This window comes from Streptomyces sp. NPDC045956 (assembly GCF_056430705.1).
In genome coordinates this window covers 57,394-72,028 of record NZ_JBWKKZ010000011.1, presented here as the reverse complement: position 1 = coordinate 72,028, position 14,635 = coordinate 57,394, and the positions used below count along the sequence as shown (strand labels likewise).

At 72.7% G+C, this 14,635-nt stretch carries 17 protein-coding genes; 6 read left to right on the top strand and 11 right to left on the bottom strand.

What is annotated here, in order from left to right; all coding sequences use genetic code 11:
- Positions 1–2: 2 nt before the first annotated feature.
- The 4 genes from AC07FV_RS26665 to AC07FV_RS26650 all read right to left on the bottom strand — a co-directional run bounded on the left by AC07FV_RS26665 (position 3) and on the right by AC07FV_RS26650 (position 2,493).
- Positions 3–659, bottom strand: coding sequence for a hypothetical protein (locus AC07FV_RS26665; RefSeq protein WP_479089795.1), 657 nt, complete (start codon positions 657–659; stop codon positions 3–5).
- Between the two features lie 241 nt (positions 660–900).
- Complete coding sequence (locus AC07FV_RS26660) at positions 901–1,302, bottom strand: DNA-binding protein (protein WP_479089793.1); 402 nt, start codon at positions 1,300–1,302, stop codon at positions 901–903.
- On the bottom strand, positions 1,299–1,547 hold the full coding sequence (locus AC07FV_RS26655; protein ID WP_479089791.1) for a type II toxin-antitoxin system CcdA family antitoxin: 249 nt from the start codon (positions 1,545–1,547) through the stop codon (positions 1,299–1,301). Before AC07FV_RS26655 ends, AC07FV_RS26660 begins: the two co-directional genes overlap by 4 nt.
- 184 nt (positions 1,548–1,731) lie before the next feature.
- Complete coding sequence (locus AC07FV_RS26650; protein ID WP_356608562.1) at positions 1,732–2,493, bottom strand: phosphoglyceromutase; 762 nt, start codon at positions 2,491–2,493, stop codon at positions 1,732–1,734.
- A gap of 193 nt (positions 2,494–2,686) precedes the next feature.
- Here AC07FV_RS26650 and AC07FV_RS26645 point away from each other — a divergent pair, with 193 nt between their 5' ends.
- Positions 2,687–3,997, top strand: a complete 1,311-nt coding sequence (locus AC07FV_RS26645) for an MDR family MFS transporter (RefSeq protein WP_479089789.1) — start codon at positions 2,687–2,689, stop codon at positions 3,995–3,997.
- Positions 3,998–4,016: 19 nt separating this feature from the next.
- Here the strand turns inward: AC07FV_RS26645 and AC07FV_RS26640 are convergent, their stop codons facing one another.
- Positions 4,017–4,454, bottom strand: a complete 438-nt coding sequence (locus AC07FV_RS26640) for a DUF2000 family protein (RefSeq protein ID WP_479089787.1) — start codon at positions 4,452–4,454, stop codon at positions 4,017–4,019.
- A 49-nt stretch (positions 4,455–4,503) separates the two neighbouring features.
- Between AC07FV_RS26640 and AC07FV_RS26635 the strand changes: the two genes are divergently transcribed.
- Positions 4,504–5,340, top strand: a complete 837-nt coding sequence (locus AC07FV_RS26635; protein ID WP_479089785.1) for a helix-turn-helix domain-containing protein — start codon at positions 4,504–4,506, stop codon at positions 5,338–5,340.
- A 13-nt stretch (positions 5,341–5,353) separates the two neighbouring features.
- On the opposite strand, the gene AC07FV_RS26630 is transcribed toward AC07FV_RS26635, so the two are convergent.
- Positions 5,354–5,872, bottom strand: coding sequence for a type III secretion system chaperone family protein (locus tag AC07FV_RS26630; RefSeq protein ID WP_479089783.1), 519 nt, complete (start codon positions 5,870–5,872; stop codon positions 5,354–5,356).
- On the bottom strand, positions 5,865–7,238 hold the full coding sequence (mshA, locus tag AC07FV_RS26625; RefSeq protein WP_479089781.1) for a D-inositol-3-phosphate glycosyltransferase: 1,374 nt from the start codon (positions 7,236–7,238) through the stop codon (positions 5,865–5,867). Before mshA ends, AC07FV_RS26630 begins: the two co-directional genes overlap by 8 nt.
- A gap of 387 nt (positions 7,239–7,625) precedes the next feature.
- On the opposite strand from mshA, the gene AC07FV_RS26620 reads away from it, so the two are divergent.
- From AC07FV_RS26620 to AC07FV_RS26610, 3 genes are all read left to right on the top strand, one after another.
- The gene (locus tag AC07FV_RS26620) at positions 7,626–8,363 is read left to right on the top strand and encodes a class I SAM-dependent methyltransferase (RefSeq protein ID WP_479090055.1); all 738 of its coding nucleotides are present in this window, start codon (positions 7,626–7,628) and stop codon (positions 8,361–8,363) included.
- 201 nt (positions 8,364–8,564) lie between these two features.
- Complete coding sequence (locus AC07FV_RS26615) at positions 8,565–9,671, top strand: C40 family peptidase (protein WP_479089780.1); 1,107 nt, start codon at positions 8,565–8,567, stop codon at positions 9,669–9,671.
- Positions 9,672–9,942: 271 nt separating this feature from the next.
- Positions 9,943–11,352, top strand: coding sequence for a PP2C family protein-serine/threonine phosphatase (locus AC07FV_RS26610; RefSeq protein WP_479089778.1), 1,410 nt, complete (start codon positions 9,943–9,945; stop codon positions 11,350–11,352).
- 170 nt (positions 11,353–11,522) lie between these two features.
- Here the strand turns inward: AC07FV_RS26610 and AC07FV_RS26605 are convergent, their stop codons facing one another.
- The 4 genes from AC07FV_RS26605 to AC07FV_RS26590 form a co-directional block, all read right to left on the bottom strand.
- Positions 11,523–11,858 carry a DUF2516 family protein gene (locus AC07FV_RS26605; RefSeq protein WP_391971326.1) on the bottom strand — a complete coding sequence of 112 codons (336 nt, stop codon included), beginning with the start codon at positions 11,856–11,858 and terminating at the stop codon, positions 11,523–11,525.
- 116 nt (positions 11,859–11,974) lie between these two features.
- Positions 11,975–12,571 carry a hypothetical protein gene (locus AC07FV_RS26600; RefSeq protein ID WP_479089776.1) on the bottom strand — a complete coding sequence of 199 codons (597 nt, stop codon included), beginning with the start codon at positions 12,569–12,571 and terminating at the stop codon, positions 11,975–11,977.
- Positions 12,572–12,648: 77 nt separating this feature from the next.
- The gene (locus tag AC07FV_RS26595; RefSeq protein ID WP_383650382.1) at positions 12,649–13,155 is read right to left on the bottom strand and encodes a helix-turn-helix domain-containing protein; all 507 of its coding nucleotides are present in this window, start codon (positions 13,153–13,155) and stop codon (positions 12,649–12,651) included.
- A gap of 146 nt (positions 13,156–13,301) precedes the next feature.
- Positions 13,302–13,661 (bottom strand): winged helix-turn-helix transcriptional regulator, encoded by a 360-nt coding sequence (locus AC07FV_RS26590; RefSeq protein WP_479089774.1) that lies wholly within the window; start codon positions 13,659–13,661, stop codon positions 13,302–13,304.
- 51 nt (positions 13,662–13,712) lie between these two features.
- Between AC07FV_RS26590 and AC07FV_RS26585 the strand changes: the two genes are divergently transcribed.
- Complete coding sequence (locus AC07FV_RS26585; RefSeq protein WP_479089772.1) at positions 13,713–14,603, top strand: NAD(P)-dependent oxidoreductase; 891 nt, start codon at positions 13,713–13,715, stop codon at positions 14,601–14,603.
- Positions 14,604–14,635: the final 32 nt, after the last annotated feature.

Here is a 14,635-nt window from a genome sequence, read left to right as displayed (position 1 = left end):
GCCTACCTCCTACGGCTGCTGCGGGTCGCATCCCTGCCGGCGGCGGTCTTCTTTGCGGCAGGCTTCGACGCGGCGGTCTTCTTTCCCGCAGGCTTCTTCGACGCGGCGGCCTTCTTCCCGGCGGGTGCCTTCTTCGCCGGAGGCGCTCCGGCTCCGGACCGCTTCGCGGCAGCCTTCTTCTTCGCCGGGCTTCGGGAGGGCGGCGCCTCGGCCTCCTCTTCCCGCTCCTCCTCATCGTCGGACTCGTCGTCCGGCCGCTCCTCGTCCTCCGCATCCGAGTCCTCCGAGTCCTCCAAGTCCTCCGAGTCCTCCGAGTCCCCGGCCGGCTCCTCTTCCTCGTCGTCGGCTGGCCGCCCCAGAGACTCGGTGCGCTGCTGCAGCGAGTCGGCGAGTGCTCCCAGGCCGCGGTCGGTGGACGCGGACAGCGCGGACCGGGCGGAGTCCATCAGCTCCCCACGGAGCTGGCCGAGCAACTGTGCGGCCTGCGGACTCTCGGCCACCGTGTGCAGCACCCGCGTGACCAGCTTCTTCGGGGTCAGCAGCCCTTGTCCGGCGAGCAGGGAGGCGGCCCCGACGGCGAATTTGCCCTTCTTGGTGCGTCCCAGGACGTATCCGGCCGCGAGGGCCGCGCCCAGAGTGGCTTTCGTTTCGGTTTCCATGAATGGCCTCAAGTCCAGTCAGCGGAATCAGGCAGCTCAGGTCACGAACGGCCGGTGCCGCCCCAACCCCCGCGCGCCCCTGATGCACCCCGCGCACGACACGGCCCCGCGCCCCGGCTCGGCGGCCGCAACAACCGCCCCTTCCACCCTCCACCCACATCCGCGGACACGCATCTCCCCGGGACGCGGGACAGCGGGAAGCCCCCTGCCCGGCACAGTTTGCTCGGGGTGGGGAGGCGCGTCAGAGAGCGATGATGCGGACCTGGTTTCCGCAGAGCTTGGTCATGTCGTCGCTGTCGGACGTCAGGAGGGCGACGGGTTTCGGCTGGCGCAGTGCGACCTCGGCCACCGTGGCGTCGAGGGCGTACTTGTGCCCGTGCAGGCCGGCGCCCTTGAGCAGTTCCGCTGCCGCTTTCGCCGCCTGTTCGGTGACCGGCTCCACCTTGACGCGGGAGAGGGCCCAGTTCAGGCGGGGCATGTGGGTGCGGGAATGAGTGATTTCCACGATGGTGTTGGCCCCGATCACCAGGTCGGCGCCCATGTCGTGGAAGACCCGGAGCATCGCGAGGAGCTTGCGGTCCTGTGCGATCCAGGCGGAGAGCCCTTCCGCGTCCAGGACAACGGTCTCGATGCGCTCGCTCACGCGGCGTCCGCGCCCTCGGCGGAACCGTCGCCGCCGAAGATCTTCGCGCGCGCCTCGGCGAGCTCCTCGTCGCTGAAGTCTCCGTGCTCTTCTTCGTACCGGCGAAGGTCGTCGCCCAGAAGCTGGTGCCGGATCTGGCGGGCCACGGCTTCCGCTACATAGCCGGAGACGTTGTCCGTGAGCTTGCGGAGCTCCGCCACCTGATCGCTGGGAAGCGTGACGGTGATGCGAGTCGTCGACGACATGAGGCAAGCATACTGAAGTATGCGGCATGTCGCCGCCGTGCGGTGCCTGGGCGGGGCCGCGGCCGGAGTTCCTGTCCTCCGGCCGCCACAGAACCCGCCACGCCGAGGTCCCGCAGCGTGCCCAGGCCGCGAAAATGCCCCCGCCCCGCGCCGTACGCGCAGGTCGGGGGCATGTTCACAGTCTCTACTTCTTCTTGCCCTGGTTCTTGACCGCCTCGATCGCCGCCGCGGCCGCGTCCGGGTCGAGGTAGGTGCCGCCCGGGTTGAGGGGCTTGAACTCGGCGTCCAGTTCGTAGGAGAGCGGGATGCCGGTCGGGATGTTCAGGCCCGCGATGTCCTCGTCCGAGACGCCGTCCAGGTGCTTGACCAGGGCGCGCAGCGAGTTGCCGTGGGCCGCGACCAGGACCGTGCGGCCGGTGAGCAGGTCGGGGACGATCGCGTCGAACCAGTACGGGAGCATCCGGACGACGACGTCCTTGAGGCACTCCGTCTGCGGGCGCAGCTCCGGCGGGAGGGTCGCGTAGCGCGGGTCGGAGAACTGGGAGTACTCGGCGTCGCGGTCCAGCGCCGGCGGCGGGGTGTCGTAGGAGCGGCGCCACAGCATGAACTGCTCCTCGCCGAACTCGGCGAGGGTCTGGGCCTTGTCCTTGCCCTGGAGGGCGCCGTAGTGGCGCTCGTTGAGGCGCCAGTGGCGGTGGACGGGGATCCAGTGGCGGTCGGCGGCCTCCAGCGCGAGCTGGGCGGTGCGGATGGCGCGCTTCTGCACGGACGTGTGGACCACGTCGGGCAGCAGGCCGGCGTCCTTGAGCAGCTCGCCGCCGCGCGTCGCCTCCTTCTCGCCCTTGGGGGTGAGGTTGACGTCCACCCAGCCGGTGAACAGGTTCTTCTCGTTCCACTCGCTCTCGCCGTGGCGGAGGAGGATCAGCTTGTACGGTGCGTCGGCCATGGGTCCGAGCGTAATCGAACCCCCTCACCGTCCGCGCGGGGCGCCCGATGGACGGACGGTTGACGGGAAGTGCTAATTCACTGGCCGGGTCGGGCCGCCCGTTCGTAGGTTGTGCGTCGTAGGCGGTGCGTAAGACGTGCGTGCCGCCTCCGCCGCTTACACCTGCGGGTCGCGCCAACTCAACGGGGGTCCCATGTCAGTCGCCGGACTGAGACGTGCCGCACGCGAGACCGTCTCCGGCCTCCCCCGCGAGTTCTGGTGGCTGTGGACCAGCACCCTGGTCAACCGGCTCGGGGCCTTCGTCGCCACCTTCATGGCCCTGTACCTGACCATCGACCGCGGCTACTCCGCCTCGTACGCCGGTATGGTCGCCGCCCTGCACGGGCTCGGCGGGGTCGTGTCCTCGCTGGTGGCCGGGGTGATGACGGACCGGTTCGGGCGGCGGCCCACGCTGCTCGTCGCCCAGGTCTCCACCGCGCTGTCGGTCGCCCTGCTCGGCTTCGTGCGCGACCCCGTCGCCATCGCGGCCGTCGCCTTCCTGGTCGGCATGGCCAGCAACGCCTCCCGGCCCGCCGTGCAGGCGATGATGGCGGACATCGTGCGCCCCGAGGACCGTATCCGGGCCTTCTCGCTGAACTACTGGGCCATCAACCTCGGCTTCGCGATCTCCTCCATGGCGGCCGGGTTCATCGCCGAGGCCAGCTACCTCGCCGGGTTCCTGATCGAGGCGGGGATGACCATGGCCTGCGCGGTCCTGATCTTCGTCAAGCTGCCCGAGTCCCGGCCGGAGCGGTCGCCCGGGAAGGGCAGCGCCGGCGGCGTCCCCGCGGCGGGCGAGCCGGCCGTCTCGCTCGGGACGGTGCTGCGCGACGGGCGTTACATGAGCGTCGTCGGGCTGTCCTTCCTCATCGCCCTGATCTTCCAGCAGGCGTACGTGGGGCTGCCGGTGGCCATGGGCGAGGCCGGGTTCACACCGGCGGACTTCGGGCTCGCGATCGCCGTCAACGGCGTCCTGATCGTCGTCCTCCAGATTCCCGTCACCCGGTTCATCCAGCACCGGGACCCGCGGCTGCTGCTCGTCGCCTCGTCCCTGCTCGCCGGGTACGGCTTCGGGCTCACCGCCTTCGCCGGGTCGGTCGGCGTCTTCGCCCTGACCGTGTGCGTGTGGACGCTGGCCGAGATCGTCAACGCGCCGACCCAGACGGGGCTCGTCGTCCGCCTCTCCCCCGTGCACGGGCGCGGGCGCTACCAGGGCATGTACACGATGTCCTGGGCGGTCGCCGCCCTCGTCGCCCCGCTGATGTCCGGTTTCGTCATCGACCACTGGGGCGCCGAGTGGCTGTGGGGCGTCTGCGCGGTCGTCGGCACGGTGGCGGCGGCGGGGTACTGGGCCCTGATGCGGGGGCTGCCGCGCGAGGACGACGAGGCGACGGCGACGACCCTCCCCGGAGCCGGCCCCTCCAAGGCCGCCGCGCCCGCGAAGGACGAGGTCAGCACCGCCTGAGGCACGCCTGCACCCGCCCTCACGGGTGCATCCGCGCTCCCTTCAGCACCTTGTCCACCGCGTTCTTCGGGCCGTACACCGCGAGGCCCACCAGGTCCAGCTCCGCCGTGGTGACCGCCCGCACCGCCGCCCGGTTGTCGCGGTCGTTGCCCGTGGTGAAGAGGTCGGACGTGAACAGCGCACGGGGCAGGGCCCGGGACAACGCGCGGGTGTGGGCGTTCCTCAGCGTCTCCTTGGTGCCCTCGAAGACCAGCACCGGCTGGCGGAACATCGGCAGGTAGCCCACCGCGTCGGCGTCCTCGTAGGGCTCCCCGATCACCTCGGGGAACTGCGTGCTCAGGCCGCTGACCAGGAAGGCCGTGACGTTGAGGCGCTGCCAGGTCTCCAGGTCCTCGCGCAGCAGGACGGCGATCTTGGTGTCGAAGCGGACGGGTTCGTCGGTGTCGCGCATGCTCATGGAGTGAGACTGCCGGTCGGCGGACGGCCCGGTCTTGTACGTTTTTTGCATGGCGGGCCGGCGCAAGGACGGAAAGGGCGCGAGGGACGGGAGCGACCTGCGGACCGTCTCCGCCTGGCGCCCCCGCGTCCCGGGCGTCGTCGAGGTCTTCCACGCCCACTACACCGAGTACGCCTACCCGATGCACGTCCACGAGGCGTGGACGCTGCTCATCGTCGACGCCGGGGCCGTACGGTACGACCTGGACCGGCACGAGCACGGCACCCCGCACGACACGGTGACGCTGCTGCCGCCGCACGTGCCGCACAACGGCTCCCCCGCCACCCCGGACGGCTTCCGAAAACGGGTCCTGTACCTGGACGCCACCCGCCTGGGCGACGACCTGATCGGCCCGGCCGTGGACGCTCCCGACCTGCGCGACCCGGTGCTGCGGCGGCGCGTCGGACGACTGCACGCGGCGCTCTCCCGGCCCGGGGAGGAGCTGGAGGCGGAGAGCAGGCTGACCCTGATCGGCGAGCGGCTGCACGAGCACCTGCGGCCCGGGGACGACGCGAGCGGTGTGCGCCGGGACCCCGTCCTCGCGCGGCGGCTGCGGGAACTGCTCGACGAGCGGGTCGTGCCGGGGATCGGGCTGGCGGAGGCTGCCACGCTCGTGTCCGCTCACCCGGCCCACCTCGTACGGGCGTTCAGCGGCGCCTACGGCATCGCGCCGCACCAGTACCTGATGTCCCGCCGCGTCGACCGGGCCCGGCGGCTGCTGCTGGCGGGGCGCTCCCCGGCGGACGTGGCGGGGGCCACCGGCTTCTACGACCAGGCCCACCTGACCCGGCACTTCAAGCGGTTGGTGGGGGTCACCCCGGGGCGGTACCGCGCCGGCGGGCGGTGAGCGAGGGGGCGGGTCAGTCGGCGGGGCGCTCGATGAGGTGCTGGAACGCCTCCAGGTTGCGGGTCGACTCGCCGCGCGAGGTGCGCCACGCGTGCTCCTTGCGGATGGCGGACGCGAAGCCCAGCTCCAGCAGGGTGTTGAAGGAGCCGTCGGCGGCCTCCAGGACCTGGCCGAGGAGGCGGTCGATCTCGTCGGCGGTGACGGCGGCCAGGGGGAGCTTCGCGGTGACGTAGATGTCGCCGAGGCGGTCGACCGCGTAACTCACGCCGTACAGCTTGAGGTTGCGCTCCAGCAGCCAGCGGTGGACGGCCGGTTCGTTCTCGTCGGGGTGGCGGATGACGAACGCGTTCAGGGAGAGCGAGTGGCGGCCCACGATGAGGGAGACCGTCGTCGAGAGTTTGCGGGTGCCGGGGAGCTTGGCGACGTAGGTCCCGGGCTCTGGGCTCTCCCATTCCAGCTCGGCGTCCTTGAGGGCGCCTTCCAGGACCTGTGCCGCCTTCGGTGCGTCAGCCGTCTTCGGTACGTCAGCCATGGTGGGAGCGTACGCGACGGCGGTGCGACTGGATCGCGGCCGTGTAGGCGTCGGCCGTGGCGGCGGCGGAGGCGTCCCAGCCGAAGGACCGGGCGTGCCGGGCGGCGGCCTCGCCCATCCGGGACGTCAGCTCCGGGTGGTCGGCGAAGTCGCGCAGTACGCGCGCGTACGCGGCGGGGTCGTGCCCCTCGACGAGCCGGCCGGTGTGCCCGTCCCGCACGGCCACCGGCAGACCGCCGACCGCGGCGGCCAGCACCGGCGTACCGGCGGCCTGGGCCTCTATGGCGACCAGTCCGAAGGACTCGCTGTAGGACGGCATCACCAGCACGGAGGCGGCCCGGAACCAGTCGGCGAGCTGCTCCTGGTCGACCGGCGGGCGGAACCGTACGACGTCGGCGATGCCGAGGCGCGCGGCGAGCTTCTGAAGCCCCTCCGGCTTCGCGAGGCCGCTGCCGCTGGGGCCGCCGACGACGGGGACGAGGATGCGGGAGCGCAGCTCGGGGCGTTCGCCGAGGAGGACGGCCACGGCGCGCAGCAGCACGTCCGGCGCCTTCAGCGGCTGTATGCGGCCGGCGAAGAGCGGGATGAGCGCGTCCTGGGGCAGTCCGAGGCGGGCGCGGGCGGCGGCCCGGGCGGCGGCGATGTCCCCGGTGCCGGGGTCGGCGCCCCGGGGGAAGGGGCGGAACCGGTCCAGGTTCACGCCGGGGTGGACGACGGCGACCTTCGCCGGGTCGGCGGCGTAGTGGCGGACGAGTTCGTCGGCCTCCTCGGCCGTGTTGGCGATCAGCCGGTCGGAGGCGGCGACGATCTGCGTCTCGCCGATGACCCGCGCGGCCGGTTCGGGGGTGTCGCCCGCGGCCAGGCTGGCGTTCTTGACCTTGGCCATGGTGTGCATGGCGTGCACCAGGGGGGTGCCCCAGCGCTGGGCGGCGAGCCAGCCCACGTGGCCGGAGAGCCAGTAGTGGGAGTGGACCAGGTCGTAGTAGCCGGGGCGGTGACCGGCCCAGGCCTGCATCACCCCGTGCGTGAAGGCGCACAGCTGGGCGGGCAGCTCCTCCTTGGCCAGGCCCTCGTAGGGGCCCGCGTCGACGTGCCGCACCAGGACGCCGGGCGCCAGCTCGACGGTGGGGGGCAGGGCGGCGGTCGTCGCGCGCGTGAAGATCTCGACCTCGACGTTGATCGCGGCGAGGCGCTGCGCGAGTTCGACGATGTAGACGTTCATGCCGCCGGCGTCTCCGGTGCCGGGCTGGTGGAGCGGCGAGGTGTGCACGGAGAGCATGGCGACGCGGCGGGGCCTGCGCAGCAGCCGGAGCCGCGGGGAAGCCGCCGGTGAGCGACGCCCGAGCCTGCTGACGTACTGGCTCACGAGCCGATCCTCCTCGCTGCGGGCATGCCGGTCGGAGGACACGCGCCGCCCTCCAAGAGGTGGGAACACCGGATCACGGTGCTCCATTTCCGGTTTTCCGACCTTTGCCGAATCATTACCGCTGCTCGCTCAACCGTTCGAGCAGGCGTTGCGTCAGAAGCGTCGGGAGGGACAGGTGCGCCCAGGGGCGGAAGCCCCCTTCCGGGCCGCCCCCTTCCGGGCCGCGCCCTGCCCGTACGCCCCCCGGGATTCCCGCCGCATACCCTCGTACGCATGCCTGTCCGCCCCACCGACCACCCCCGCTCCCGGCCCGGCCCGTCGGGCAGGGGACCCCAGGTCGTCGGCACGGTGACCCGCGGGACGACCAACCCGAACCGGCTGCGTCGCATGGACCGCTGGATCGCCGCCGCGCACGGCGCGGAACTGCGCCGCGCCGTCGACCCCGTCGCCGTCGACCTCGGCTACGGCGCCGCCCCCTGGACCGCCGTCGAACTGCTGCACCGCCTGCGCACGGTCGCGCCGCGCGTGCGCGTGGTGGGCGTGGAGATCGACCCGGCACGGGTGGCGGCGGCCGAGCCGTACGCGCGCGAGGGGCTCGTCTTCCGGCACGGCGGCTTCGAGGTCCCCCTCTCCCGCCGGCCCCTCCTGATCCGCGCGGCGAACGTGCTGCGCCAGTACGACGAGGCCGAGGTCGCCGCCGTCTGGCAGCGGCTGTGCGCGCGCCTCGCGCCGGCGTCGGAGCACTCCCGCGGCGGGCTCCTGGTCGAGGGGACCTGCGACGAGATCGGGCGCCGGCACGTGTGGGTGGCGCTGGGGCCCGAGGGGCCGCGCACGGTCACCTTCGCGACCCGGCTGGGCTCCCTCGACCGCCCCTCCGACCTGGCGGAACGGCTGCCGAAGGCGCTCATCCACCGCAACGTCCCCGGGGAGCCCGTGCACGCCTTCCTGCGCGACTTCGACCGCGCCTGGGCCGCCGCCGCGCCCTACGCCTCCTACGGCGCCCGCCAGCGCTGGATGCGGGCCGTGCGGGACCTGCGGGCCGACTGGCCGGTGGCGGACGGGCCTGCGCGGTGGCGCCAGGGCGAAGTGACGGTGCGGTGGGAGGCGTTGGCGCCGCGCGCGTGAAACGCCGGCGGCACACGCGCCCCCCTCGGCCGGGAACGATCTCCCCGCAGCGTTCGTCACACAGCGGGGGAATCGTCGTACGGCCAGACAGAAGGGGGGAAGGAGAAGGAAAGCACGACCTCTGTCGCTTTCCCCGCCGACGTGGCACGATCCCCCAGGCGACCTAAGTTACTGACGGTTAACCAGTTTTGGGGGCGAGGTATGCGTACGGGGAAGCATGGCTTGATGACCGCTGCCGTGACCGTGGTGTGCGCGGTCACCGTGCTCGCGGCACCGGGCACGGCGTTCGCCGATCCCGGACCCACCCCGTCGCCCGGCACCCCCAGCGCCTCCCCCGCCCCGGCGGCCACGCCGGGCAAGGACCTGGAAGCCGTACGCAAGAAGCTCGACAAGCTCTACCGCGCGGCGGCCTCGGCCACCGACGAGTACAACGCCGCCGAGGAGAAGGCGGACCGGCAGTCCGCCGAGATCGTCGAACTGGCCAAGAAGATCGTCAAGGGCCAGGAGAAGCTGGACGGCCTGAAGGACCGCGCCGGTGCGGCGGCCCGCTCCCAGTACCGCACCGGCGGCCTGCCCGACGAGGCCAAGCTGCTGCTGAGCGAGGACCCCGCGGACTTCCTCGACGGCACCGGCCGGGTGAGACAGGGACAGCGCGCCACCAAGGGCCTGCTCGGCGAGATGACGCGCACCCAGCAGGACCTGGAGGCCTACGCCGCGGACGCCTCCGCCCAGTTCCAGAAGCTGGAGGCGAACCGCAAGGCCAAGGCCACCGCCCAGAAGAAAATCGAGAAGCAGATCGCGGCGGCCGAGGAGCTGGAGGCCGACCTGGCGCAGGAGGAGAAGGAGCGCCTCGCCAGACTGGAGCGGGAGGCCCAGGCCAGGGCCCAGACCGCCTGGCTCGACTCCGGCATCCTGAAGGACCTCGACGCCGAGGCGACCGAGCGCGGCAGGAAGGCCGTCGAGTACGCCACCGCCCAGGTCGGCAAGCCGTACCAGTGGGGCGCCGAGGGCCCGAAGGCCTACGACTGCTCCGGCCTGACCTCCCAGGCCTGGGTGTCGGCCGGGAAGCCCATCCCGCGCACCTCGCAGGAGCAGTGGAAGCAGCTGACGCGCGTCGACGTCGAGGACATGCGGCCCGGCGACCTGATCATCTACTTCGACGACGCCAGCCATGTCGGCATGTACGTCGGCGACGGCTCCGTCGTGCACGCCCCTCGCCCGGGGCGTTCGATCACGATCGCGGGCGCCGGCTCGATGCCCATCCTCGGAGTGGTGCGCCCGGACACGGGCACGATCCCCTCGCGGTGACCCGGACCACACGCCCCGCGCCACGGGCGTGAAGCGGGCCACGTGACCCACTCCACGCGCTGACGCACCCCCCGCGTGACGTTCGTCATCCCCGGCCCCCGGGCGACGTGTCCAACTGCGGTACTTAACGCGGCATATGACAGTGGCCGATGGCGGTCCGGCGTGTCCTGGACCATTCCGCAGCGGCGCCGTCACCCGCTATGGTCCCCGTCGGTGGGTCGAGGTCCTTCGCCCCGCCATGCCCTCGGGGGGAGGGAAGGAAACCAAGACGATGCCCGTACCCGTACCGCGGCAGAGGGCGATCCCGGCCGTGGAGTGTGGTCAGGCGCCCGCCGCGTCCCCGGACAGCGGCCCTTCCACGGAACTGGCCCCGCCCGGGACGCCCCCGGCCGAAAGCCCCACCAGTCAGCGAGAGAACCCGACGGAGAAGCGCGAGAAGACGACGGAACGGACCAGGGACGAGCGCGAGAGCGCGGTCCCCACCAACCTGACGGTGCTGCTGATCGAGGACGATCCGGGCGGCTCCCCGATCGTGCCCGACCTGCTCGACCCGGCGGGCCGGCCGATCCGCGTCCGCACGGCCCGCAACCTCACCGAGGCCGGGCGGCTGCTGACCGACGACGTCCACTGCATCCTGCTGGACCTCGCGCTGTCGCCCGCCCCGGCCCGCACGGGCGCCGAGGGCGGCGACGGCGCCGGTGACGGGGCGGACGAGCTGGCGGTGCTCCGGCACGTGCTGGAGCTGGCGCCCCGGCACGCCGTGCTCGCCCTCACCTCCTCCAGCGACGCCGAGCGCGGCGCGGAGGCCGTGGCGGTCGGCGCCCAGGACTACCTGTTCCGCGACGAGCTGGACGGCCGCCTGCTGAGCCGGGCGATCCGCTACGCCGTCGAGCGCAAGCGGTCCGACTCGGCGGAGCGGCGCCTGGCCGAGGGCCGCCTGCGCGCCCAGGAGAACCGCCGGCTGGAGCGCGGCCTGCTGCCCACGCCGCTGCTGGCCGGCTCCCCGCTGCGCTTCGCCGCCCGCTACCGCCCGGGCCGCTCCCGCGCGCTGCTCGGCGGTGACTTCTACGACGTCGTCCGCACCCCGGACGGCACCGTGCACGCCATGATCGGCGACGTCTGCGGGCACGGCCCGGACGAGGCGGCCCTCGGCGTGGAGCTGCGGATCGCCTGGCGGGCGCTGACCCTCGCGGGGCTCTGCGGCGACCAGCTGCTGGGCACCCTCCAGCAGGTGCTGGAGCACGAGCGCGCACACGACGAGATCTTCGCGACCGTGTGCACCGTGGACATCACCCCGGACGGCCGCCGCGCCGGCCTGTGCCTGGCCGGCCACCCGGCACCGCTGATCGCCGGCCCGGGAACGCCCGCACGGCTCCTGCCCTACGACAACAACGGCCCGGCGCTGGGGCTGCTGCCCGGCGCCCGCTGGCCGCGGATGCAGGTGGAGCTGGGCGCCGAGTGGAGCCTGATGCTCTACACCGACGGCCTCATCGAGGGCCACGTCGGACAGGGCCGGGAGCGGCTCGGCCAGGACGGCATGGTGGAGATGGTCCGCCGCCAGCTCGCCGAGGGTCTTCAGGGCGAGCAGTTGCTGCGGGCGACCGTCAACGAGGTCCGCCGGCTCAACGGCGGCGAACTGGCGGACGACGTGGCCGTGGTCCTGCTGGACCGGTCGGCCTGAGCGGCTCGCTGGGCGGGTCGGCCTGAGCGGGCTCGCTGGGCGGGTCGGCCTGAGCGGTGCCGCCGGACGGGTCGGCCTCAGGCCGCCCGGTCCCGCCGCGGCGGCAACCGCGCGCCCCCAGCGCCCCGTGGCACGCGCCCCGCGGCACGCGGCCCCAGGCCGGCGGGACCTCAGCGCCCGCCGTTGTACGGACCGTAAGGGCCGTCGCTGCTGGAGCCGCGGCGGCTGCTGCGTCCGCCACCCGGCAGGCCGCGCAGCGCGGGCCGTACGTCGACCATGTACACGATCGTCGCGATGAGGCCGATGATCGGCAGGAACGACAGGACGTTGAAGATCAGGTTCACCACGAAGGCGAGCCCGAGGATGATCAGCCAGAACGGCTTGGTCTTCTTGTCGGCCGCGCGGTAGGCGTCCTCACGGCGCGTGGCGGCGTCGATCAAAGCGAAGCCGCTGAAAACGATCAGGGCCATGCTCAGCAGCCACATGAAGCCTGCGAACCCCTGCATCAGCACAACGTCCACCACCAGACTCGGGTCGTCCTTACGCGGTCACCGTACCCGGAGAACGGGCCGGACACCCCAAGGGTGCCCGGCCCGCTCCGGACTCGTCGCGCCCCGCGTCCCTACTGGGCGGGCGGCACCGTCTTCTTGCCGGTGGTGCTCTTCTTGGCCGGAGCCTTGCGCGGGGCGGGCGTCTTCTTCGCCGCGGCGGACTTGTCGTCGGTGACCTGGACCGGCTCGGGCTTGGCGGGCTCGACCGCGATGGCGAGCTCCTCCACCTCCGCGGCGACGTCCTCGATGCCGTCGGCGGCCTGGCCGCGCCAGGTGCGCACCGCGTGCTCACCGCGCTCGGCGACCTTCTCGTAGGCCTCCCGGGCCTTGACGGCGTACTCGGCGGCGACGCCGACCGAGCGCAGCGCGAGGTCCTGGGCGGTCTCGCCGAGTTTCTTGAAGTCGGTGTCGAGGGAGCCGAACAGCTCGTTGGCCTTGGCCTGGAGGCTGCCCTGCGTCTCCTTGACGCGGGCCGTCGCCTTCTCCTGGACGGCCTTCGGGTCGGTGTTGCGCACGGCCTCGATCCGCGCCGGCGCCTCGGCGCGCAGCTGCTCGACCAGCACCGGCACCTTCTTGGCCTGCTGGAAGGCCAGGTCGGCGGTGCCCGCGGCGAAGTAGAGCGGGGTGGGGTCGCTGAGGGTCTTGCGCAGGTCGTCGGTGATGGCCATGGTGATGGTCCTCCGGAAAATACGTTCGACTGAGGGTTGTGTGGTGGTCCCGCGCCCGGTCGGCTGCCGGCTCCCGCTCATCCGGCCGTCCGCGGCGGGCCGGCGTCGCTGCCGCCGGTCGTGCGGGGGTCGAGGCCGGGTATGGAGGCCGCCACCCCGGCGGTGCCGCCCGCCGTCGCGTCCTCGTCGTACCGCGCCTCGCCGTCCGTGTCGTCAGCGTCTTCGGCGTCGGGCCCGAAGCCGTTCTCCTTGCGGAACGACTCGTAGATCTGGAGCAGCACCTGCTTCTGCCGCTCGTTGAGCGAGGGGTCGGCGAGGAGGACCGCACGCGTCTCCACGTCGTCCCGGTCCCGCTCCGCGTCAAGGATCCCGGCGCGCACGTACAGCGTCTCGGCGGAGATCCGCAGCGCCTTGGCGACCTGCTGGAGCACCTCCGCGCTCGGCTTGCGCAGGCCGCGCTCGATCTGGCTCAGGTACGGATTGGACACGCCGGCGGCCTCGGCGAGCTGGCGCAGCGACAGCTGCGCGCTGCGCCGCTGCTCGCGCAGGTACTCACCGAGATTGCCGACGTTGAGCGATGCCATGCCTCCACCATGCAACACGTCGCTAACTATTGCAAGCAGGTGCTTGCAATAGTGCGCTAGGCGCCGCCGCGTGTCCCCCTACCCACTTTTTTGTGGGTACTTGGCAGGGCGGGGCCGCCGTCGGAAGCTGAGGGGGCGGGCAGGGATCAGGAGGCCGGGCGTACGGCGGCCTCCGGGCCGGCCAGCCGGTCCAGGCGGCGGTGGCCCCAGTCGGAGAGGGGGGAGAGGGCCTCGGCGAGATCGCGGCCGAACGCGGTCAGCGAGTACTCGGTCTTCAGCGGCAGCACGTCGTACACCCGGCGGTCCACCAGACCGTCCGCCTCCATCTCCCGCAGTGCCTGGGTCAGCACCTTCTCGGTGAGACCGGGTGCCTTCCGGCGCAGTTCGGCCGGCCGGTGCGGGCCGGACTCCAGCAGCCACAGCAGCGTGGTCTTCCACTTGCCCTCGATCACGGCGATCGCGGCGGTCACTCCGCAGACGTCCGGATCGTGCCGCCGGTGTGCCATCTCACGCCCCCATTCCTCAGCAATTGTTCACTACGTTACGGGAGTTGCAGCATGACCGCACAGACCGACCAGCCCGCCGCCGTCACCGTCCTCGGGCTCGGCCCGATGGGCCGGGCGCTGGCCGCCGCGTTCCTGGACGCCGGGCTGCGCACCACCGTCTGGAACCGCACGCCCGGCCGGGACACCGACCTGGTCGCCCGGGGCGCGGTGTCGGCGCCCTCGGCCGCGGAGGCCGTCGCGGCATCCCCGCTGACCGTCGTCTGCGTGGTGAACTACGACGCCTCGGACGCCGTCCTGCGGCAGGACGCCGTCACCGCCGCCCTCAAGGGCCGTACGGTCGCGAACCTGAGCGCCGACATCCCCGACCGTGCCCGGGACACGGCCGAGTGGGCCGACCGGCACGGCGTCCGCTACCTGGACGGCGCGATCATGACGCCCACCACCACCATCGGCACGGACGCCGGGGTGTTCCTGTACAGCGGCCCCGAGGAGCTGTACGGGGAGCACCGCGCCGTGCTGGCGGCGCTCGGCGGCAGCCACACCCACCTCGGCGAGGACGCCGGCCGGGCCGCCGCCTACGACGTCGCGCTGCTCGACGTCTTCTGGACGGCGACGGCCGGCTTCACGCACGCCCTCGCCATGGCCCGGGCGGAGGGCATCACCGGCGCCGAGTTCGCGCCCTTCGCCCAGGGCATCGCCGCGATCCTGCCGGAGCTGTTCACCGAGTTCGCCGCCGACACCGACGCCGGCACGTACTCGGGCGAGCTGAACCCGATCACCTCGGCCGCCTCGACCATGGCGCACGTCGTCCACGCCTCCGAGGCGCACGGCATCGACGCGAGCCTGATGCGGGTGATCGAGGGCCAGGCCCGCCGGGTCATCGCCTGCGGGCACGGCACCGACGGTTACTCCCGCGTCGCCGAGGTGCTCACGGGGCGCTGACGGGCGGGCGCCGGAGGGGAGAGGACCGGCCC